At 59.0% G+C, this 14,336-nt stretch carries 17 protein-coding genes and 1 pseudogene; 10 read left to right on the plus strand and 8 right to left on the minus strand.

Annotation, left to right across the window (positions count from 1 at the left end):
• Positions 1 to 121 precede the first annotated feature (121 nt).
• The gene (locus tag AB8A33_RS03990) at positions 122 to 1,120 is read left to right on the plus strand and encodes a dienelactone hydrolase family protein (RefSeq protein ID WP_439091520.1); all 999 of its coding nucleotides are present in this window, start codon (positions 122 to 124) and stop codon (positions 1,118 to 1,120) included.
• A 36-nt stretch (positions 1,121 to 1,156) separates the two neighbouring features.
• Positions 1,157 to 1,345, plus strand: a pseudogene (locus AB8A33_RS03995) (hypothetical protein); the annotation flags it as partial.
• Here AB8A33_RS03995 and AB8A33_RS04000 read toward each other — a convergent pair.
• Both AB8A33_RS04000 and AB8A33_RS04005 read right to left on the minus strand, forming a co-directional pair.
• The gene (locus AB8A33_RS04000; RefSeq protein ID WP_439095850.1) at positions 1,298 to 1,828 is read right to left on the minus strand and encodes a PQQ-dependent catabolism-associated CXXCW motif protein; all 531 of its coding nucleotides are present in this window, start codon (positions 1,826 to 1,828) and stop codon (positions 1,298 to 1,300) included. The pseudogene AB8A33_RS03995 and the gene AB8A33_RS04000 sit on opposite strands and share 48 nt — an antisense overlap.
• Positions 1,829 to 1,854: 26 nt before the next feature.
• Positions 1,855 to 2,751: a substrate-binding domain-containing protein gene (locus tag AB8A33_RS04005; protein WP_439091521.1), complete on the minus strand. Its 897-nt coding sequence runs from the start codon at positions 2,749 to 2,751 to the stop codon at positions 1,855 to 1,857.
• 154 nt (positions 2,752 to 2,905) lie between these two features.
• On the opposite strand from AB8A33_RS04005, the gene AB8A33_RS04010 reads away from it, so the two are divergent.
• Together AB8A33_RS04010 and AB8A33_RS04015 are read left to right on the plus strand one after the other, a co-directional pair.
• Entirely contained in the window at positions 2,906 to 3,832 is a 927-nt protein-coding gene (locus tag AB8A33_RS04010) for a quinoprotein relay system zinc metallohydrolase 2 (RefSeq protein WP_439091522.1), read from the plus strand.
• 55 nt (positions 3,833 to 3,887) lie between these two features.
• Positions 3,888 to 4,718 carry a quinoprotein dehydrogenase-associated SoxYZ-like carrier gene (locus AB8A33_RS04015; RefSeq protein WP_439091523.1) on the plus strand — a complete coding sequence of 277 codons (831 nt, stop codon included), beginning with the start codon at positions 3,888 to 3,890 and terminating at the stop codon, positions 4,716 to 4,718.
• A gap of 26 nt (positions 4,719 to 4,744) precedes the next feature.
• Here AB8A33_RS04015 and AB8A33_RS04020 read toward each other — a convergent pair whose 3' ends face one another.
• Complete coding sequence (locus AB8A33_RS04020; protein WP_439091524.1) at positions 4,745 to 5,086, minus strand: hypothetical protein; 342 nt, start codon at positions 5,084 to 5,086, stop codon at positions 4,745 to 4,747.
• A 104-nt stretch (positions 5,087 to 5,190) separates the two neighbouring features.
• Between AB8A33_RS04020 and AB8A33_RS04025 the strand changes: the two genes are divergently transcribed.
• Positions 5,191 to 5,547 carry a hypothetical protein gene (locus AB8A33_RS04025; RefSeq protein WP_439091525.1) on the plus strand — a complete coding sequence of 119 codons (357 nt, stop codon included), beginning with the start codon at positions 5,191 to 5,193 and terminating at the stop codon, positions 5,545 to 5,547.
• Positions 5,548 to 5,557: 10 nt separating this feature from the next.
• Here the strand turns inward: AB8A33_RS04025 and AB8A33_RS04030 are convergent, their stop codons facing one another.
• Complete coding sequence (locus AB8A33_RS04030) at positions 5,558 to 5,794, minus strand: hypothetical protein (RefSeq protein ID WP_439091526.1); 237 nt, start codon at positions 5,792 to 5,794, stop codon at positions 5,558 to 5,560.
• A 79-nt stretch (positions 5,795 to 5,873) separates the two neighbouring features.
• A complete protein-coding gene (locus tag AB8A33_RS04035; RefSeq protein ID WP_439091527.1) occupies positions 5,874 to 6,746 on the minus strand; it encodes a hypothetical protein in 873 nt (290 codons plus the stop codon).
• 175 nt (positions 6,747 to 6,921) lie between these two features.
• Here AB8A33_RS04035 and AB8A33_RS04040 point away from each other — a divergent pair, with 175 nt between their 5' ends.
• The gene (locus AB8A33_RS04040; RefSeq protein WP_439091528.1) at positions 6,922 to 7,230 is read left to right on the plus strand and encodes an EthD family reductase; all 309 of its coding nucleotides are present in this window, start codon (positions 6,922 to 6,924) and stop codon (positions 7,228 to 7,230) included.
• Positions 7,231 to 7,317: 87 nt separating this feature from the next.
• On the opposite strand, the gene pqqA is transcribed toward AB8A33_RS04040, so the two are convergent.
• Both pqqA and AB8A33_RS04050 read right to left on the minus strand, forming a co-directional pair.
• Complete coding sequence (pqqA, locus tag AB8A33_RS04045; RefSeq protein ID WP_081421972.1) at positions 7,318 to 7,398, minus strand: pyrroloquinoline quinone precursor peptide PqqA; 81 nt, start codon at positions 7,396 to 7,398, stop codon at positions 7,318 to 7,320.
• Positions 7,399 to 7,518: 120 nt separating this feature from the next.
• Positions 7,519 to 8,496, minus strand: coding sequence for a helix-turn-helix domain-containing protein (locus AB8A33_RS04050; RefSeq protein ID WP_439091529.1), 978 nt, complete (start codon positions 8,494 to 8,496; stop codon positions 7,519 to 7,521).
• 448 nt (positions 8,497 to 8,944) lie between these two features.
• On the opposite strand from AB8A33_RS04050, the gene xoxF5 reads away from it, so the two are divergent.
• The 4 genes from xoxF5 to gfa all read left to right on the plus strand — a co-directional run bounded on the left by xoxF5 (position 8,945) and on the right by gfa (position 13,200).
• The gene (gene xoxF5, locus AB8A33_RS04055; RefSeq protein WP_439091530.1) at positions 8,945 to 10,750 is read left to right on the plus strand and encodes a lanthanide-dependent methanol dehydrogenase XoxF5; all 1,806 of its coding nucleotides are present in this window, start codon (positions 8,945 to 8,947) and stop codon (positions 10,748 to 10,750) included.
• 107 nt (positions 10,751 to 10,857) lie between these two features.
• Positions 10,858 to 11,349 (plus strand): c-type cytochrome, methanol metabolism-related, encoded by a 492-nt coding sequence (locus AB8A33_RS04060; protein WP_439095851.1) that lies wholly within the window; start codon positions 10,858 to 10,860, stop codon positions 11,347 to 11,349.
• A gap of 101 nt (positions 11,350 to 11,450) precedes the next feature.
• Positions 11,451 to 12,560 (plus strand): S-(hydroxymethyl)glutathione dehydrogenase/class III alcohol dehydrogenase, encoded by a 1,110-nt coding sequence (locus AB8A33_RS04065; protein ID WP_439091531.1) that lies wholly within the window; start codon positions 11,451 to 11,453, stop codon positions 12,558 to 12,560.
• Between the two features lie 76 nt (positions 12,561 to 12,636).
• A complete protein-coding gene (gene gfa / locus AB8A33_RS04070) occupies positions 12,637 to 13,200 on the plus strand; it encodes an S-(hydroxymethyl)glutathione synthase (protein WP_439091532.1) in 564 nt (187 codons plus the stop codon).
• Positions 13,201 to 13,361: 161 nt separating this feature from the next.
• Here the strand turns inward: gfa and AB8A33_RS04075 are convergent, their stop codons facing one another.
• Positions 13,362 to 14,255: a LysR family transcriptional regulator gene (locus AB8A33_RS04075; protein ID WP_439091533.1), complete on the minus strand. Its 894-nt coding sequence runs from the start codon at positions 14,253 to 14,255 to the stop codon at positions 13,362 to 13,364.
• Positions 14,256 to 14,336: the final 81 nt, after the last annotated feature.

A 14,336-nucleotide genomic window follows, 5' to 3' on the forward strand; every position in this document is an offset into this window, starting at 1 on the left:
GCCTGGTTAGTGATCGAACTCACGCGATGGCGGAATATATCGCGAAGGGCGAACAACAGACGTAGCATCGTAGAATTGGGCGGATAGGTTTGCCCGATCATAGCGCGGAGAATGGACTCCGATGTACCAGATCTTATGCGTACTGATAGCGACGATCATGTATGGAGCAGCGGCTGGACGTTGTCAGACGCCGCAGGCAGGTATGACGACTACAATCACGTTCCAGTCGTCCACTTACAGCGATTTTCGTCAGCTGCTTGCGCGAGAAGCAACCGGGGAGGTTACTGTTAGAGCCCAACTCGGTTTTCCCGAAGAGGCTCGGGATCGCTATCCAGCTGTCATCGTCGTTCACACTCTCGGCGGCTATCGCGACGTCAACGAAGGCTATGTCGCCGCTGAATTGCGCAAGGCAGGCTTCGCCACATTGACCTATGATAGTTTTGCTGCGCGCGGAACCGCGGGCGCAGCTCTGTCGGCATTGCCAGGTTATCTGCCGATTGGCGTTGCGGATGCTTACGCCGCTTTACGGTTTCTTTCGCACGAGCCCCGGATCGACGGCGACCGCATTGCCATCATCGGTTTCTCATACGGTGGTGACGTGGCACATCTCGCCGCATTCGAGATATTGCGAGCGGCGCTCAATTCCGAACCGAGCCGGTTCGCCGCGCAAGTCGCGTTCTATCCAGGTGGGAATTTCGGCGCGATTGCCGAACCCAACGCCTATACCGGTTCCCCCGTGCTGATGCTGCTTGGCGAGAAAGACGACAATCTGCCGACGACAAAGGTCGAGAGCTATCTGGCCTACGCGCGCGCCGCCGGGGCGCCGGCCCCGATCCAAACTGTAATCTTCCCGGGCGCCTACCATGCATGGACGGTCCCCGATCTCACCGTCGCCCGCTTCTACCCGGACTATGTCAGTACGAAAAAATGCCCGCTCTTGCTGCTCGGGCCGAAGCGGCCGGCCTTGCTCATCGACGGCGAGGCGAAGCCATTCGACCCGACCGCCTTTGCTGCCTGCATCGCCGCAGCGCCAGGCTATTCGAGGGGATTTGACGCGGCGGTTCGCGCCCGATCGATCGCTGATACAGTTTCCTTCCTTCAACGAAGCATGCGGCTGTAGAGCAGGACAGCTTCTTTACTGCCCATTCGACTGGGCGTAACTCGTGTTTGCAACAGGATCAAATAATGTCGGCGGATTGCGTCGTGTGATGACAAGCTTGCAGCCAACTACCTCGCTTTCGTTCAACTCGCATCGATCCGGCCGTGGGCTGGCTACACGTTTAATAAGTCCGCGCCACTACTTCGCCGGCGACCGCGGTTCAGGCTGCGTATCCACCAGCGGTAGATCCTCCCACTCCCAACCATCGGTGCCTTCCGGATACCAGACGACATTACTGTAGCCATAGGACAGCGCACGCTTCGCCGCATTCCAGGACATCCAGCAATTCGCCTGACAGTAGATCACCAGAAGCGCAGTGGGGTTGCCGGCCGATGCGCGCGCGAGACCATCCTGCAGATAGGTCTCGGTCGCGGCGGCCAGCCTGCCATAGCCGGTGTCGGGCAGCCACAGGCTGCCCGGAATGTTGCGCCGGGGCGTGTCGCGCCAGACCGTCTCCGGTGGCAAATTGGCCGGTTTCGGCGGACGCGGCATGACATCAATGAAAGTGCCACGTTTGTCGCGCCAGATCGCCTCGGCCTCTTTCGTCGTAACGACCTGCGCGCCTTTCAGTGTTGCTGGCACCGGCGCGCGATAATTGTCGGTGCGATAGTCATCAGGTTCGGGCACGGCGTCCTGAGCCTGGGCCGACGTGACCACCATCAGTGCCATCGCGAGAAGGACGGCGTAACGCACGATCACGGCGACTTCGCCGCCGCCTCCGGACCGATCGGACGATTGTTCTCATCGAGAATGGGAACGCCGAAATCGAGCAGGACCTTATTGATGGCCGGCTGGTTTTCCTGAATCAGCCGGTTGAGCTGCCGCTTCCAGTTCTGATCTGCGGAGCGCACGCCCATGCCGATGCGATAGACGAGGCGCGGCCCGGTGGTTTCCTTGACCAGCGGCGTGACATGAAGCGGAGGATTGGCATTCTTGGCGTAGAAGCCCGCCATAGGCCCCCACAGGATCGCAGCGTCGATATCGCCGGATGTGAGGTCCTTGATCATGGCCTGTGCCGATGAATCGATGCGGGTATCGATCACCAACGGATAGGGCTTCGCATTCACCATCAGGCCATTGACCGCCATATTGGTGGCCGGCGGCGTCCCCGCCACAATGCCGATATGCTTGCTCTTCAATCTGGCGTCGTCCAGCGTCGTGACGTCATCGAGACCGGTGCCGGTCTTCGACACCAGCGCATAGGCCGTCCGGTAATAGGGATTGGTCCCCTGGACGAGGTCGTCGCCCTGCGGGAAGCCCATAATGACATCGCAACGATGTGCGCCGAGAGTCATGCGAACGAAACCCGTTGCCTGCGGGAAATAGACGTAATCGAGCTTCTTGTGCAGTTTGTCTGCGAACAGCTCGGCGAGCTTGTTCTCCAGACCCTCGCCCTTCTCATTCGAGAACGGCATGTTGCGCGGATCGGCGCAAACACGCAGCAACTGCGGATCGACCAATTCGATCGAGAGATCGTCGGTCGCAGCAGTTTGGGCAAGCGCGGTGCATATGCCATCCAGCAATAGCGCACTCGCGAACAGCGACGTGAGTAGCGTGCGACATGTTCCGGATCGTTCCGCTCGGTGCTGCATGCGCTACCTGCCGTTCACATTTGATGGGTGACACGACAAAAACCTAGGCCTCTCGTTTTAAGCGTGCAAGATGCAAAGGGGCGCTTCCGATGTTGCGCCGCACTTTGCGGGTGATGGCAGGGGCGCTGCTTTCCCGGGGGACATGGAGATGCAAATGACATCTCGCCTTGCGATACATGCAGCGCTCATCATGCTGGCCATGCTCGCATCTGCTCGCGCGCAACAACAGACTTTAGCGATCAGTGAAATCGCGCCGAGCGTCTTCATGCATCAGGGGCGCATCGCCCTGATGTCGTCGGATAATGACGGCGCCATCGCCAATATCGGCGTCGTGATCGGCGATCAGGCGGTCGCCGTGATCGACACCGGCGGCAGCGTGCGGGAAGGGCGGCAACTGCTGGCCGCCATTCGCGCACATACAGACAAGCCCATTCGCTACGTCATCAACACCCATGGCCATCCCGACCATATGTTCGGCAACGCCGCTTTCGTCGCCGACGGAACCGAGTTCGTCGGTCATGTCAGGCTGCCGCAGGCATTGGCGGCACGCGGACAGTATTATCTCGACGCATTCAGGCGCAGCATGGGCGACGCACTGATCGATGACGTCCGTATCGTACCGCCAACCCGGCTCGTCGATGGAGAACTCATACTCGATCTCGGTGGACGCACACTTGTCGTGAAAGCCTGGCCCACCGCCCATAGCGACAGTGATGTCACGGTATTCGACACGGCGACGAAGACGTTGTTCGCTGGAGATCTGGTCTTTCTCCGCCATATTCCGGTGCTCGATGGTAGCATCCAGGCGTGGCTCAAGCTGCTGGACGATCTCGCGGCGCTGCCGGCCGAACGCGTCGTTCCCGGCCATGGTCCAGTGAGCGATTGGCCGCAAGCCCTCGCCGGCGAACGCCGGTATCTCGAAACACTCGCGTCCGGTATCCGCAAGGACGTCATCGACGGCAAACCGATCGCGGCAGCTACGAAACACGCGGCAGAAGCCGAACGCGGCAAATGGGAGCTTTTTGACGACTATAACGTCCGCAACGCAACTGCAGCATACTCACAATTTGAATGGGAATGACCGCCGGTTGGGTTAGTATCAAGCGCGTCGCTTCTTCCCTTGCGAGGGCCGTTCCATGCCGGAATTTGCAATCCGCAGCGTCTGTGCCGCCATCCTGCTGAGCGCCGTACTCAGTCCGCATTCTGTGTCCGCGGCTAGTCCGGAGCCTTACGATCCATGGCCGGGGCTGGTTCAGGATATTTTCGACAGCCGACCGATGGAAGACGGCAGCAACCTGATTGCACTCGAAATGCCGACGCGCGCAGAGGATGCCGCCATCGTGCCGGTGACGTTGCGCCTTAAGCCCGCGTCGAACGCACGCTCGCGGGTGGTGACGATCACGCTGGTGATCGACCAGAACCCGGCGCCTATGGCCGCGAAATTCAAGCTCGGGGCTGACGCAAATATCTCGGAGATTTCAACGCGTGTCCGGATCAACAATTACACCAACGTCCACGCAGTCGCGGAGACCAACGACGGCAAGCTCCATGTGGTGCAAACCTATGTGAAGGCATCCGGTGGCTGCTCTGCGCCTGCGGCGAAGAATGCTGAAGAGGCCAAGGGCCGGCTGGGCCAGATGCGCTACAGGGAGTTTGCCGGAGCGCAAAACGAGGAAAAAAGCGGTACGCGTGAAGCGCAGGTCATGATCGGCCACCCCAACAATTCCGGCCTGCAGATGGATCAAGTCACGCAACTCTATATTCCGGCCCTCTATGTCGATCGGCTCCAGCTATGGCAGGACGACAGCCCGGTCCTGTCGGTGGAGGGCGGGATCTCGATCTCCGAAGACCCGAATATTCGATTCACTTACATCTCAAATGGCGCAAAGACGTTCCGCGCCGAGGCCAAGGACACCGACGGACATCAGTTCAAGCATGAGTGGAAGATCAATGGCTCCGGCATGTAACGCAGCGCATCATGCAGACCATAGCGCTAGAAGCAGCGCACTTCAGCCTCGGCCTGGGCGCGCCTGACGTCATTGATGGCGCTGTTGGCCTGCTCCGAGGTTCGGAACTGGGCGCTCAGGTTGCCGCGCACCTGCGACATGCTCAGCGCCGTTTCCGCAGTGATATAGCGGGCATAGGGCACCAGCGACGCCACGACATCGATCGAGCATGAGCATTGTTCGATCGATTGCCGGGTCTCGCCATTCGCCTTCATGCAGCCAAAGACATATTCGGCGCGCGCGGAGGTCGGATAATCATTGATCTCCGCCGCCCTTGCTGACCCCGACAAAACGGCAACGGCCGCAAACGCGACGAGATATCCTGTCATTCGATCGAATCCCACGAGAGCCCCAGCGAAGCTGGCGAAGACGACCGGCAAACTATACTAATAAAATGAAACGGCTCAACAAGCCGAACAGATATGGAGGGGACATGTCACGCACATCTATATCGATGGCGCTCATACTGCTGCTCATCGCAAGCCACGCTCATGCTCAAGGCAAAGCCGGCAAGGGCATCAGGCTCTGGAACCTGACGACGTCGACCATTACCGGGTTCCAGCTATCCCCGGCCGGAAAGCAGCAATGGAGCGCCAACCTGACACTGGCGGACAAGGATAAGGAAGTCGATCATGATGAGCGGCTGCGCATCACGGGGATAGAGCCCGGCAGTTACGATGCCAAGGTCAGCTACCCCGAGGCGCGCCAATGCCTGGTCAGGAATATCGAGATCAAGGCCGATGCGGTATTCTCGATTGCGGACAAGGACCTGCAGGATTGCAACAAGTAGCGCCCGGTCGTTAGCCGACCTTTGTTCCCTGCGCAGTATCAGCCTTGTCATGGCTATGCGGATATTCGCAGCGCCACTTCACCGCGGTCCATTTCGGGTGTTCGCCAATCCACTGGGCGATGTAGGGCGGCGCCGCCATGGCACATTGATGCAGTGAGAAGTCCGCGGTGAACGACAGATTTCGTTCTTCGCAGGTGTTTGGTGACGTCACCGCGCAGACTGTCAGGATCAGATTGATCATATTCATGTCGGCATCCCTGATCGTTCACTGGACGATAACATCTGAAATACGCGCCCGTCAGCGCGAAGTTTCGGCGATTTCCAGGCTAAAAATTGATCCCGTAAACCAGACGGGCCTGGTGGCGCTCAAAATTGACCAGATCCAGCGTCGATCCTGGCACCTCCGAGCGGCCCCATAATTGGGTGCTCCAGCTTGCAGTCAGCCGTGATCGGTCCGAAAGCTGGAAATAGGCGGTTGGCCCGACGAACAGCGCCTGACCAGCCAGCTCGCCAAGGCCGATCCCTTCATATCGGCGCATATAGCGCGCCTCGCCTCCGAGAAGGATGCCGGGACGCACCTGCATCATGACGCCGAGCGCCGCTCCGATGCTCGCCTCGCGTTCCCGCGTTCCGGTATCGACATAGCGCGTCCATTCCGGCTGATAGATCAGATTGAGCGCCGCAACAGCGACATCAGGGACGATCTCGCGATCGAAGGCCAGCGTCAGCCCTGTGCCGTAGCTCCTGACCCGCGCTGCGCTCGTTTCGTCGATCCCGTTGAACTGTGTGTCGATCGCGAGCGTCATGCCGACGGGGGCCGTCTCGCGATCAAGAAATCTGTAGCGAAAGTCCAGTGATGCCCCTTGCCAGGCAAGCGTGCGCTGATCGGCGAACCCGGGAACACCAGTGATCCGATGGGCTGAGAAACTGCTGCCGATCTCGATGCGAATGTCCTTGGCGGGAACGAACTCCAGTTCGAATTCCTGCTCGCCCGCGCGATAGCGCCCGCCGGATTTGCCGAATCGCCCGGTCGTCTCGCTCTGGAATTCCCGCTCGCCCACCCGGCCGACGTCACTACCGATCATGAAGCCGAAAATATGCTCGGTATCGATATCACCGGCCTGCACGCGTGGCACGGCCAGCGTGCTGAATGCAAGAATCGCCGCGTAGACTGTCCTGACGCCGCGCTGCACCTGCATCCAATCCTGTCAACGAAGAGAGACGTATATATAAAGATAACGCACCGCGCGAGCCTAGTCGAAATTGGCTCAGCCGCGAAGACGTCTCTGCGATTGACTTGAACATCGCAACAGGATCGGTTGCTATACGCATGCGGCGCGCCGTTAGTGCCAATAGTCAGGGAAGGATATGTCCATGGCGAGACTCCTGGTCCTCTACAAAACACCGAAGAAGCCCGCAGCCTTCGACAAATACTATCAATCTGTACATATCCCGCTGGCAAAGAAGATTCCGGGGCTGAGACACTATGGTGTCAGTACAGGGGCCGTCACAACGCCGACGGGTGACAGCGATATTCATCTGGTCGCTGCGCTGGATTTCGAATCGGTTGCAGCGCTCAAGCTGGGCCTCGCCTCGCCGGAAGGGCAGGCCGCGGCAGGCGACCTCGCGAACTTCGCGGATGGAGGTGTCGATCTCCTGATCTTCGATACGAAGGACGTCTGACAGCCGCAACGCGCGTTCAACGGCCTCTGCCCGGCTCACAAACCGCAGTCTGCGAGCCGGGAGAGATCGATCAAGACGATCAATCTGTCACTTACGGGCCGCGCAGGCGTACATGTTGATTTCCATGCCGACCTGCACTTCCACGATCTTCGGAGTCTTCCAGCTCATCTTGGTCTCCTCAGAGGTTGCGCGATGATTGCGCCGCCCGACGATAAGCAGTGAGGCGACGTCTTTCAACTTAACTCGTCAGGTTGCGGCGCAAAATGTGCACGACCAACCGAAGTGCAACTACACTTCCGCGGTGAGGGCGGGCCGCTGATGGCCGTGATGCGCTCTGTGAATCGCGGACGGAGCCACGCCAAAATACTTCCGGAACACGCGACTGAAGTGCGAAGAACTTGAGAAGCCCCAGGAAAACGCGACGTCCGTGATCGTCTTTCCGTTCTGCGCTTCCAGTTCCTGCCGGCAATTCTGCAGCCGCGCCTGCCAGATATAGTCGCTGACGGTTATCCCTCGGTCGCTGAACAGCATATGCAGATAACGTTTGGTGCAATGCAGTGCAGACGAAATCTGATCGATGCTGAGCTCGGGGTCGCGCAAATGTTCCCGAATGAAACCCTGCGCGCGGACATACATGGCTTCCGGACCGACGCGATCAAGCGTCATGTCGACTTCCCGCAGCGGCAACAGCAGCAGATCAATCAGTGAATCCGCAACACCGATGGCGCTGTTCGGTGATAGTCTGGTCGCTTCGTGGAAGGCGGCCTGTACAAATTCATGCGCGATGCGCCCGGTGCCGGCGCGCGCCGACAGCTTGCAGGCCGCCAGATTTCCCGCACCGAGGCCGCGCTCATGCAGCAGTTCCTTCGGCACGATCACGACATCATGGCGCGTAAAGGCCGGGCTGACGATGGTATGCGGACACGACACGTCATAGACGAGGCAATCGCCGGGCCCGATATCGATCCGGCGACTGTCCTGTTCGAAATGCGAGACGCCATAAGTCTGGAACACGATCTTCACATACGGATGATCGCTTTGCCGAATTCGCGAGGCGGCGTGGCCGATTCGATGCTGGCTCGCCTCGATGTGGCACAATTTCAGCCGCGAAACCGATGTGCAGCTGATCAGCCCATCGAATGTGGATGCTTCCAGCGGATCGATGTCAAATCGCCCGCACAGATCGGTCAGGGTATCTGACCAGACCTGGATCTGCCTTGTCGGCGTCAATCCGGATGTGCTGAGAGAACTAAGCGTATCGGACATGAACAATTCACCGATCAAAGACCATCACGTAACAATAGGTCGCGCGAAGGAACTATACTTACAGAACGAAGCACATATCGAACGAAGCGCCTAAGGAATAACGTGCGTTACAATATGTAAAGGCACAGCCCGCAGCTCGTGAATCGTGGTCAGAGTAACTCATTTCTCTTTGTCGATCCTCTGACTCGCTACCAGCCCCGTCAAGTGAAACATCACTGTTAGCTCGCAGTGCGGCGATCCGTGTGCAGTGCGAAAGGCGCTGGCTTTCCAGATCCCCGGTCAGGTTTCTCGTTCATGCACGAGAAAATTATCTTGCACAGGTTCTCTGTCGAGCAAGCCTGCTTCTCTCTTGGGCAAGTATGCAGCAGCGGATCTTGCTACTTAGAGATACCAAAATGAAGCTGGGCCGCTTGACGAGACCCGGCATTATGTCTGGGAGGACATCACGATGCGAAAGGTGCTGCTTGCGACCTGTCTTGGCACAATGGCGGCCTCTGCCGCGAGTGTTGCCATCGCCAATGATGAACTGACAAAGATGGCGCAGAACCCGAAAGACTGGGTAATGCCAGCGGGCGACTACGCCAATACGCGCTATTCGAAGCTGAACCAGATCACGGCGGCTAATGTTGGCAAGCTGCAGGTGGCATGGACCTTCTCTACCGGTGTTCTGCGCGGCCATGAAGGCGGTCCGCTGATCATCGGCAACATGATGTATGTGCACACGCCGTTCCCGAACAAGGTCTACGCAATGGACCTGTCGCAGGAGAACAAGATCGTCTGGAAGTATGAACCGAAGCAGGATCCGAACGTCATTCCGGTGATGTGCTGTGACACCGTCAATCGTGGCGTTGCCTATGCGGATGGCAAGATCTTCCTGCACCAGGCCGATACCACGCTGGTCGCGCTCGACGCCAAGACCGGCAAGGAAGTTTGGACCGTCAAGAACGGCGACCCTGGCAAGGGTGCAACGGGCACGTCGTCCCCGCTCGTGGTCAAGGATAAGGTCCTGATCGGTATCTCGGGCGGCGAATTCGGCGTTCAGTGCCACATGACCGCCTATGACCTGAAGACAGGCAAGCTGGCATGGCGAGCCTTCTCGGAAGGACCGGACGACCAGATCATGTTCGATCCGGACAAGACCATGGCGCTGGGCAAGCCCGTCGGCAAGGATTCCAGCCTGAAGACTTGGCAGGGCGATCAGTGGAAGATCGGCGGCGGCTGCACCTGGGGCTGGACCTCCTACGATCCGGAACTGAATCTCGTCTATTACGGCTCGGGCAATCCCTCTACCTGGAATCCGAAGCAGCGGCCCGGCGATAACAAGTGGTCGATGACCGTCTTCGCGCGCGATGCCGACACGGGCATGGCCAAGTGGGTCTATCAGATGACGCCGCATGACGAATGGGACTATGACGGCGTCAACGAAATGATCCTTAGCGATCAGCAGATGAATGGCCAAAACCGCAAGCTGCTGACGCATTTTGATCGTAACGGCCTCGCTTACACCATGGACCGTGTCACCGGCGAATTGCTGGTTGCCGAAAAATACGATCCGAAGGTGAACTGGACCAGCGGTGTCGACATGAACAAGTCGTCGCCGACCTATGGCCGCCCGAAAGTGGTGGATCAGTACTCCACCGAGAAGCAAGGTGAAGATGTCAACACCAAGGGCGTCTGCCCGGCGGCACTTGGCACCAAGGATCAGCAACCCGGGGCCTATTCACCGGATACCCAGCTGTTCTATGTGCCGACCAACCATGTCTGCATGGACTATGAGCCGTTCAAGGTGAACTACACTGCCGGCCAGCCTTATGTAGGTGCGACGCTGTCGATGTACCCACCTCCGGGCGAAACCCATATGGGCAACTTCATTGCCTGGGATAACAAGACCGGCAAGATCGTCTGGTCGAACAAGGAGCAGTTCTCGGTCTGGTCAGGCGCTCTCGCCACTGCCGGTGGCGTGGTGTTCTACGGGACGCTGGAAGGCTACCTGAAGGCAGTCGATGCCAAGACGGGTAAGGAACTCTACAAGTTCAAGACTCCGTCCGGCATCATCGGCAACGTCACCACCTACGAAAACAATGGCCGGCAGTATATCGCCGTCCTGTCAGGCGTCGGCGGCTGGGCCGGCATCGGTCTCGCAGCGGGTCTGACGGATCCGACTGCCGGTCTCGGTGCCGTCGGTGGTTACGCAGCCCTGACCAACTATACCGCACTCGGCGGCGCGCTGACGGTCTTTGCACTCCCACAGTGAACTGACGCATCAGTCACCGGCGCATGGCTTCGTCCATGCGCCGGTCTTTTCTGAAATCGCATGCCGAGGACAAGCTCTTGCGTCACATCTGGTCTGTTATTGCCGCGATCGTTGTCGTGGCCTCTGGGAATACGAGCTTCGCCGAGAATGCCGGCGATCCGAAAGCCGTCAAATCCGAAGACGGCAAGTATCTGGACAAGGAGGGCAATCCGACCTTCAACGTTGCCGCCGATGGCACCATCGACTGGTACACATATTCGGGTTACCGGCGCTATCACTCGGAATGCCACGTTTGTCATGGCCCCGATGGGATGGGATCGACCTACGCACCGGCACTGAAGGACTCGCTGAAAACGATGAGCTATGGCGACTTCCTCGGCGTTGTCGCCAGCGGCCGCAAGAATGTCAGCACCTCGCAGGAAAGCGTCATGCCGGCCTTTGGCGATAACACCAATGTCGCCTGTTACATGGACGATCTCTACGTCTATCTGCGTGCGCGCGCCAATGATGCAGTCGGCCGCGTCCGCCCGGGCAAGCGCGAGGAAAAGCCCGCAGCCTATACCGAGGCCGAGAGCGCCTGCATGGGGAAGCCGAACTGATGCGGATCACGAGCGAGGCGCTGATCTGCAATCCCGGATGACGCGAGCTCGGACGGCACAGGACCGGATGACGCAAGATCAAATGACCGAGGGAGTTGAGAATGAAAACCCGCGCCGCAGTCGCCTTCGAAGCAAAGAAGCCGCTTGAAATCGTCGAAGTCGATCTCGAAGGGCCGAAGGCTGGCGAAGTCCTGGTCGAGATCAAGGCGACCGGCATTTGCCACACCGATGCCTATACGCTCGATGGTTTCGACAGCGAAGGCATCTTTCCTTCCATCCTCGGCCATGAGGGCGCAGGTATCGTGCGTGAGGTCGGTCCCGGCGTCACTTCGGTCAAGCCCGGCGATCACGTCATCCCGCTCTACACGCCGGAATGCCGGCAATGCAAAAGCTGCCTGAGCCAGAAGACCAATCTCTGCACCGCGATCCGCGCCACCCAGGGCAAGGGCGTGATGCCCGACGGCACCTCGCGCTTCAGCTATCAGGGAAAGCCGATCTATCACTACATGGGCTGCTCGACCTTTTCGAACTTCACGGTGCTGCCGGAGATCGCGGTGGCGAAGATCCGCGACGACGCGCCGTTCGACAAGAGCTGCTATATCGGCTGCGGTGTCACCACCGGTGTCGGCGCCGTGGTCAATACGGCGAAGGTCACGCCGGGCTCCAATGTCGTCGTGTTCGGTCTCGGCGGCATCGGCCTCAACGTCATCCAGGGCGCGCGGATGGTCGGAGCCGACAAGATCGTCGGCGTCGACATCAATGACGACAAGGAAGAATGGGGGCGTCGCTTCGGCATGACCCATTTCGTCAATCCGAAGAAGGTCGATGGCGACATTGTTCAGCATCTCGTGGGGCTGACCGATGGCGGCGCCGATTACACCTTCGACTGCACCGGCAACACCACGGTCATGCGACAGGCGCTTGAAGCCTGCCATCGCGGCTGGGGCGTCTCCGTTGTCATTGGCGTCGCGGAATCAGGAAAAGAAATCGCGACCCGGCCATTTCAGCTCGTCACGGGTCGCGTCTGGAAAGGCACAGCCTTCGGCGGCGCGCGCGGCCGTACGGACGTGCCCAAGATCGTCGATTGGTACATGAACGGAAAGATCGAGATCGATCCGATGATCACGCATGTGCTCAAGCTGGACGAGATCAACAAGGGATTCGATCTGATGCACGAAGGAAAATCGATCCGATCGGTGGTCGTGTTCTGAATACAAGCCGCAACACCAGAGTGCCAATACAACTATGCTTCACACATGTGACGCATCACACCAGGAGGATAGACTGATGACTGTTCATATCCACCCGTCCGTTGACGGCGGTATCAAACAAGGTTCGGGCCATTTTGCCGGTGGAACGCTGGTCTGCAAATGCAGCGACAAACCGGTCAAGGTCGGCGTCAAGGGTGACGTCGCTCATAATCACGCTTGCGGCTGCACCAAATGCTGGAAGCCCGATGGCGCAACCTTCGCTGTGATCGCGGTGGTCCCGCGCGAAAACGTCACCGTGCTGCAAAACGGCGACAAGTTGCGCATTGTCGATCAGGCCGCGACCATCCAGCGCCATGCCTGCACCGGATGCGGGACCCACATGTTCGGCCGTATCGAGAACAAGGGACATGCGTTTTACGGCCTCGACTTCATTCATCCCGAATTGTTCGAAGAAACCGGCTCGGCCGCACCGGGCTTCGCCGCCTTCGTCTCATCAGTGATTGAATCCGGCGTGAAGCCGAGCGACATGCCCGCAATACGGTCACGCCTCAAGGAACTTGGCCTCGAGCCTTATGATTGCCTTTCGCCTGCGCTGATGGACGTCCTCGCCAATCACGTGGCAACGGCCAAAGCGGCCTGATTCAACACAGCATATGAGCATCTGCCGGTGGCGACATGTCGCCACCGGCGTTGCCATCGGTGTTGCGCATACGCGGCGACTGGCAAGCTGTCGATGGTTCACGAGGTATGCCGGCGGCGGACGCGTGCTCAGACAGTTTCGGTGAGCGATACGTGCAGGAATTACCGGCGGTGAGGATAATGAGCCGCCAAAAGCAACTCAAGCTCCGCGATGAACATCCTGACCTTGGGAAGCACAAGTCGGGCCGTGGGATAGACAGCCCAGATCGTATGATCATCTGTTTCGGCGTCGTGTAGTTCGACGCGTAAAAGCCGGCCGTCCAGAAGATCCTCACGAACGTTCCAGTGAGAAAGAAGCGTGATACCTGCGCCGTGGACGCAGGCGTCGTGAAGAGCATCGGCACTACTTGCCGAGAAGCGCGCGTTGATAGGCACCTGCCGCTCGCGTCCGCCGATGCGGAACGGCCAACGGCTTGCTCCCGAAAGCGACAGGCAGGCGTGTTCCTTGAGATCGGCAGCGGTAGAAGGTCGACCATGCGCTTCGATGTAACTTGGCGCTGCGACCAGGACGCGCGGGCTGATGCCAAGTGATCGCGCAACCAGACTGTTTTCGCGAGGCTCCGCGAAGCGGATTGCCAAGTCCGTTCCCGTGCCCGTTATGTCGACCACGCTATCGTTGAGTTCAAGGTCGATCCGCAATGCCGGGTGGCTTGTCAGCAAGCGCGGGATGATCGGCGCAATCAGCTTGCGTCCGAAGGCTGCCGAGGTATTAACCCGAAGCGTGCCCGAAACGCCCTCTTTGGCGGCGCGAAGATTTGCCCTTGCTGCAAGCTCTCCCTCAACCAGCGCCTGGGCGTAGGGCAAAAACGCTTCGCCCTCCGGTGTCAGCGACATCGATCGCGTCGTCCGATGAAACAGGCGCACGCCGAGGTCCTGCTCCAGGGCCGCCAAACGACGCGTTGCGACCATCGGTGAGATGCCAAGTCTGCGTGCGGCTCCTGCGAGGCTTCCGACCAAAGCAGCATCAACCAGGACGGCAACGGTAGCAGTATCCATTATATCTAGTTCCGATATGACTGACTATCTATCGGCGACACTACAGCTGTATTCGATATAAATCTAGATATCGACCTCATA

The sequence above is a fragment of the Tardiphaga sp. 813_E8_N1_3 genome, assembly GCF_051811025.1.
GTDB lineage: Bacteria > Pseudomonadota > Alphaproteobacteria > Rhizobiales > Xanthobacteraceae > Tardiphaga.

Excerpts from the sequence above, each read along its gene's own strand:
- AB8A33_RS04015 (WP_439091523.1), top strand. The coding sequence starts at position 3,888 with ATGCCGGAATTTGCAATCCGCAGCGTCTGTGCCGCCATCCTGCTGAGC.
- AB8A33_RS04010 (WP_439091522.1), top strand. The coding sequence starts at position 2,906 with ATGACATCTCGCCTTGCGATACATGCAGCGCTCATCATGCTGGCCATG.
- AB8A33_RS04005 (WP_439091521.1), bottom strand. The coding sequence starts at position 2,751 with ATGCAGCACCGAGCGGAACGATCCGGAACATGTCGCACGCTACTCACG.
- AB8A33_RS04075 (WP_439091533.1), bottom strand. The coding sequence starts at position 14,255 with ATGGATACTGCTACCGTTGCCGTCCTGGTTGATGCTGCTTTGGTCGGA.
- pqqA (WP_081421972.1), bottom strand. The coding sequence starts at position 7,398 with ATGAGCTGGAAGACTCCGAAGATCGTGGAAGTGCAGGTCGGCATGGAA.
- AB8A33_RS04000 (WP_439095850.1), bottom strand. The coding sequence starts at position 1,828 with ATGGCACTGATGGTGGTCACGTCGGCCCAGGCTCAGGACGCCGTGCCC.
- AB8A33_RS04035 (WP_439091527.1), bottom strand. The coding sequence starts at position 6,746 with ATGCAGGTGCAGCGCGGCGTCAGGACAGTCTACGCGGCGATTCTTGCA.
- gfa (WP_439091532.1), top strand. The coding sequence starts at position 12,637 with ATGACTGTTCATATCCACCCGTCCGTTGACGGCGGTATCAAACAAGGT.
- AB8A33_RS04050 (WP_439091529.1), bottom strand. The coding sequence starts at position 8,496 with ATGTCCGATACGCTTAGTTCTCTCAGCACATCCGGATTGACGCCGACA.
- xoxF5 (WP_439091530.1), top strand. The coding sequence starts at position 8,945 with ATGCGAAAGGTGCTGCTTGCGACCTGTCTTGGCACAATGGCGGCCTCT.
- AB8A33_RS04020 (WP_439091524.1), bottom strand. The coding sequence starts at position 5,086 with ATGACAGGATATCTCGTCGCGTTTGCGGCCGTTGCCGTTTTGTCGGGG.
- AB8A33_RS04025 (WP_439091525.1), top strand. The coding sequence starts at position 5,191 with ATGTCACGCACATCTATATCGATGGCGCTCATACTGCTGCTCATCGCA.
- AB8A33_RS04030 (WP_439091526.1), bottom strand. The coding sequence starts at position 5,794 with ATGAATATGATCAATCTGATCCTGACAGTCTGCGCGGTGACGTCACCA.
- AB8A33_RS04065 (WP_439091531.1), top strand. The coding sequence starts at position 11,451 with ATGAAAACCCGCGCCGCAGTCGCCTTCGAAGCAAAGAAGCCGCTTGAA.
- AB8A33_RS04040 (WP_439091528.1), top strand. The coding sequence starts at position 6,922 with ATGGCGAGACTCCTGGTCCTCTACAAAACACCGAAGAAGCCCGCAGCC.
- AB8A33_RS03990 (WP_439091520.1), top strand. The coding sequence starts at position 122 with ATGTACCAGATCTTATGCGTACTGATAGCGACGATCATGTATGGAGCA.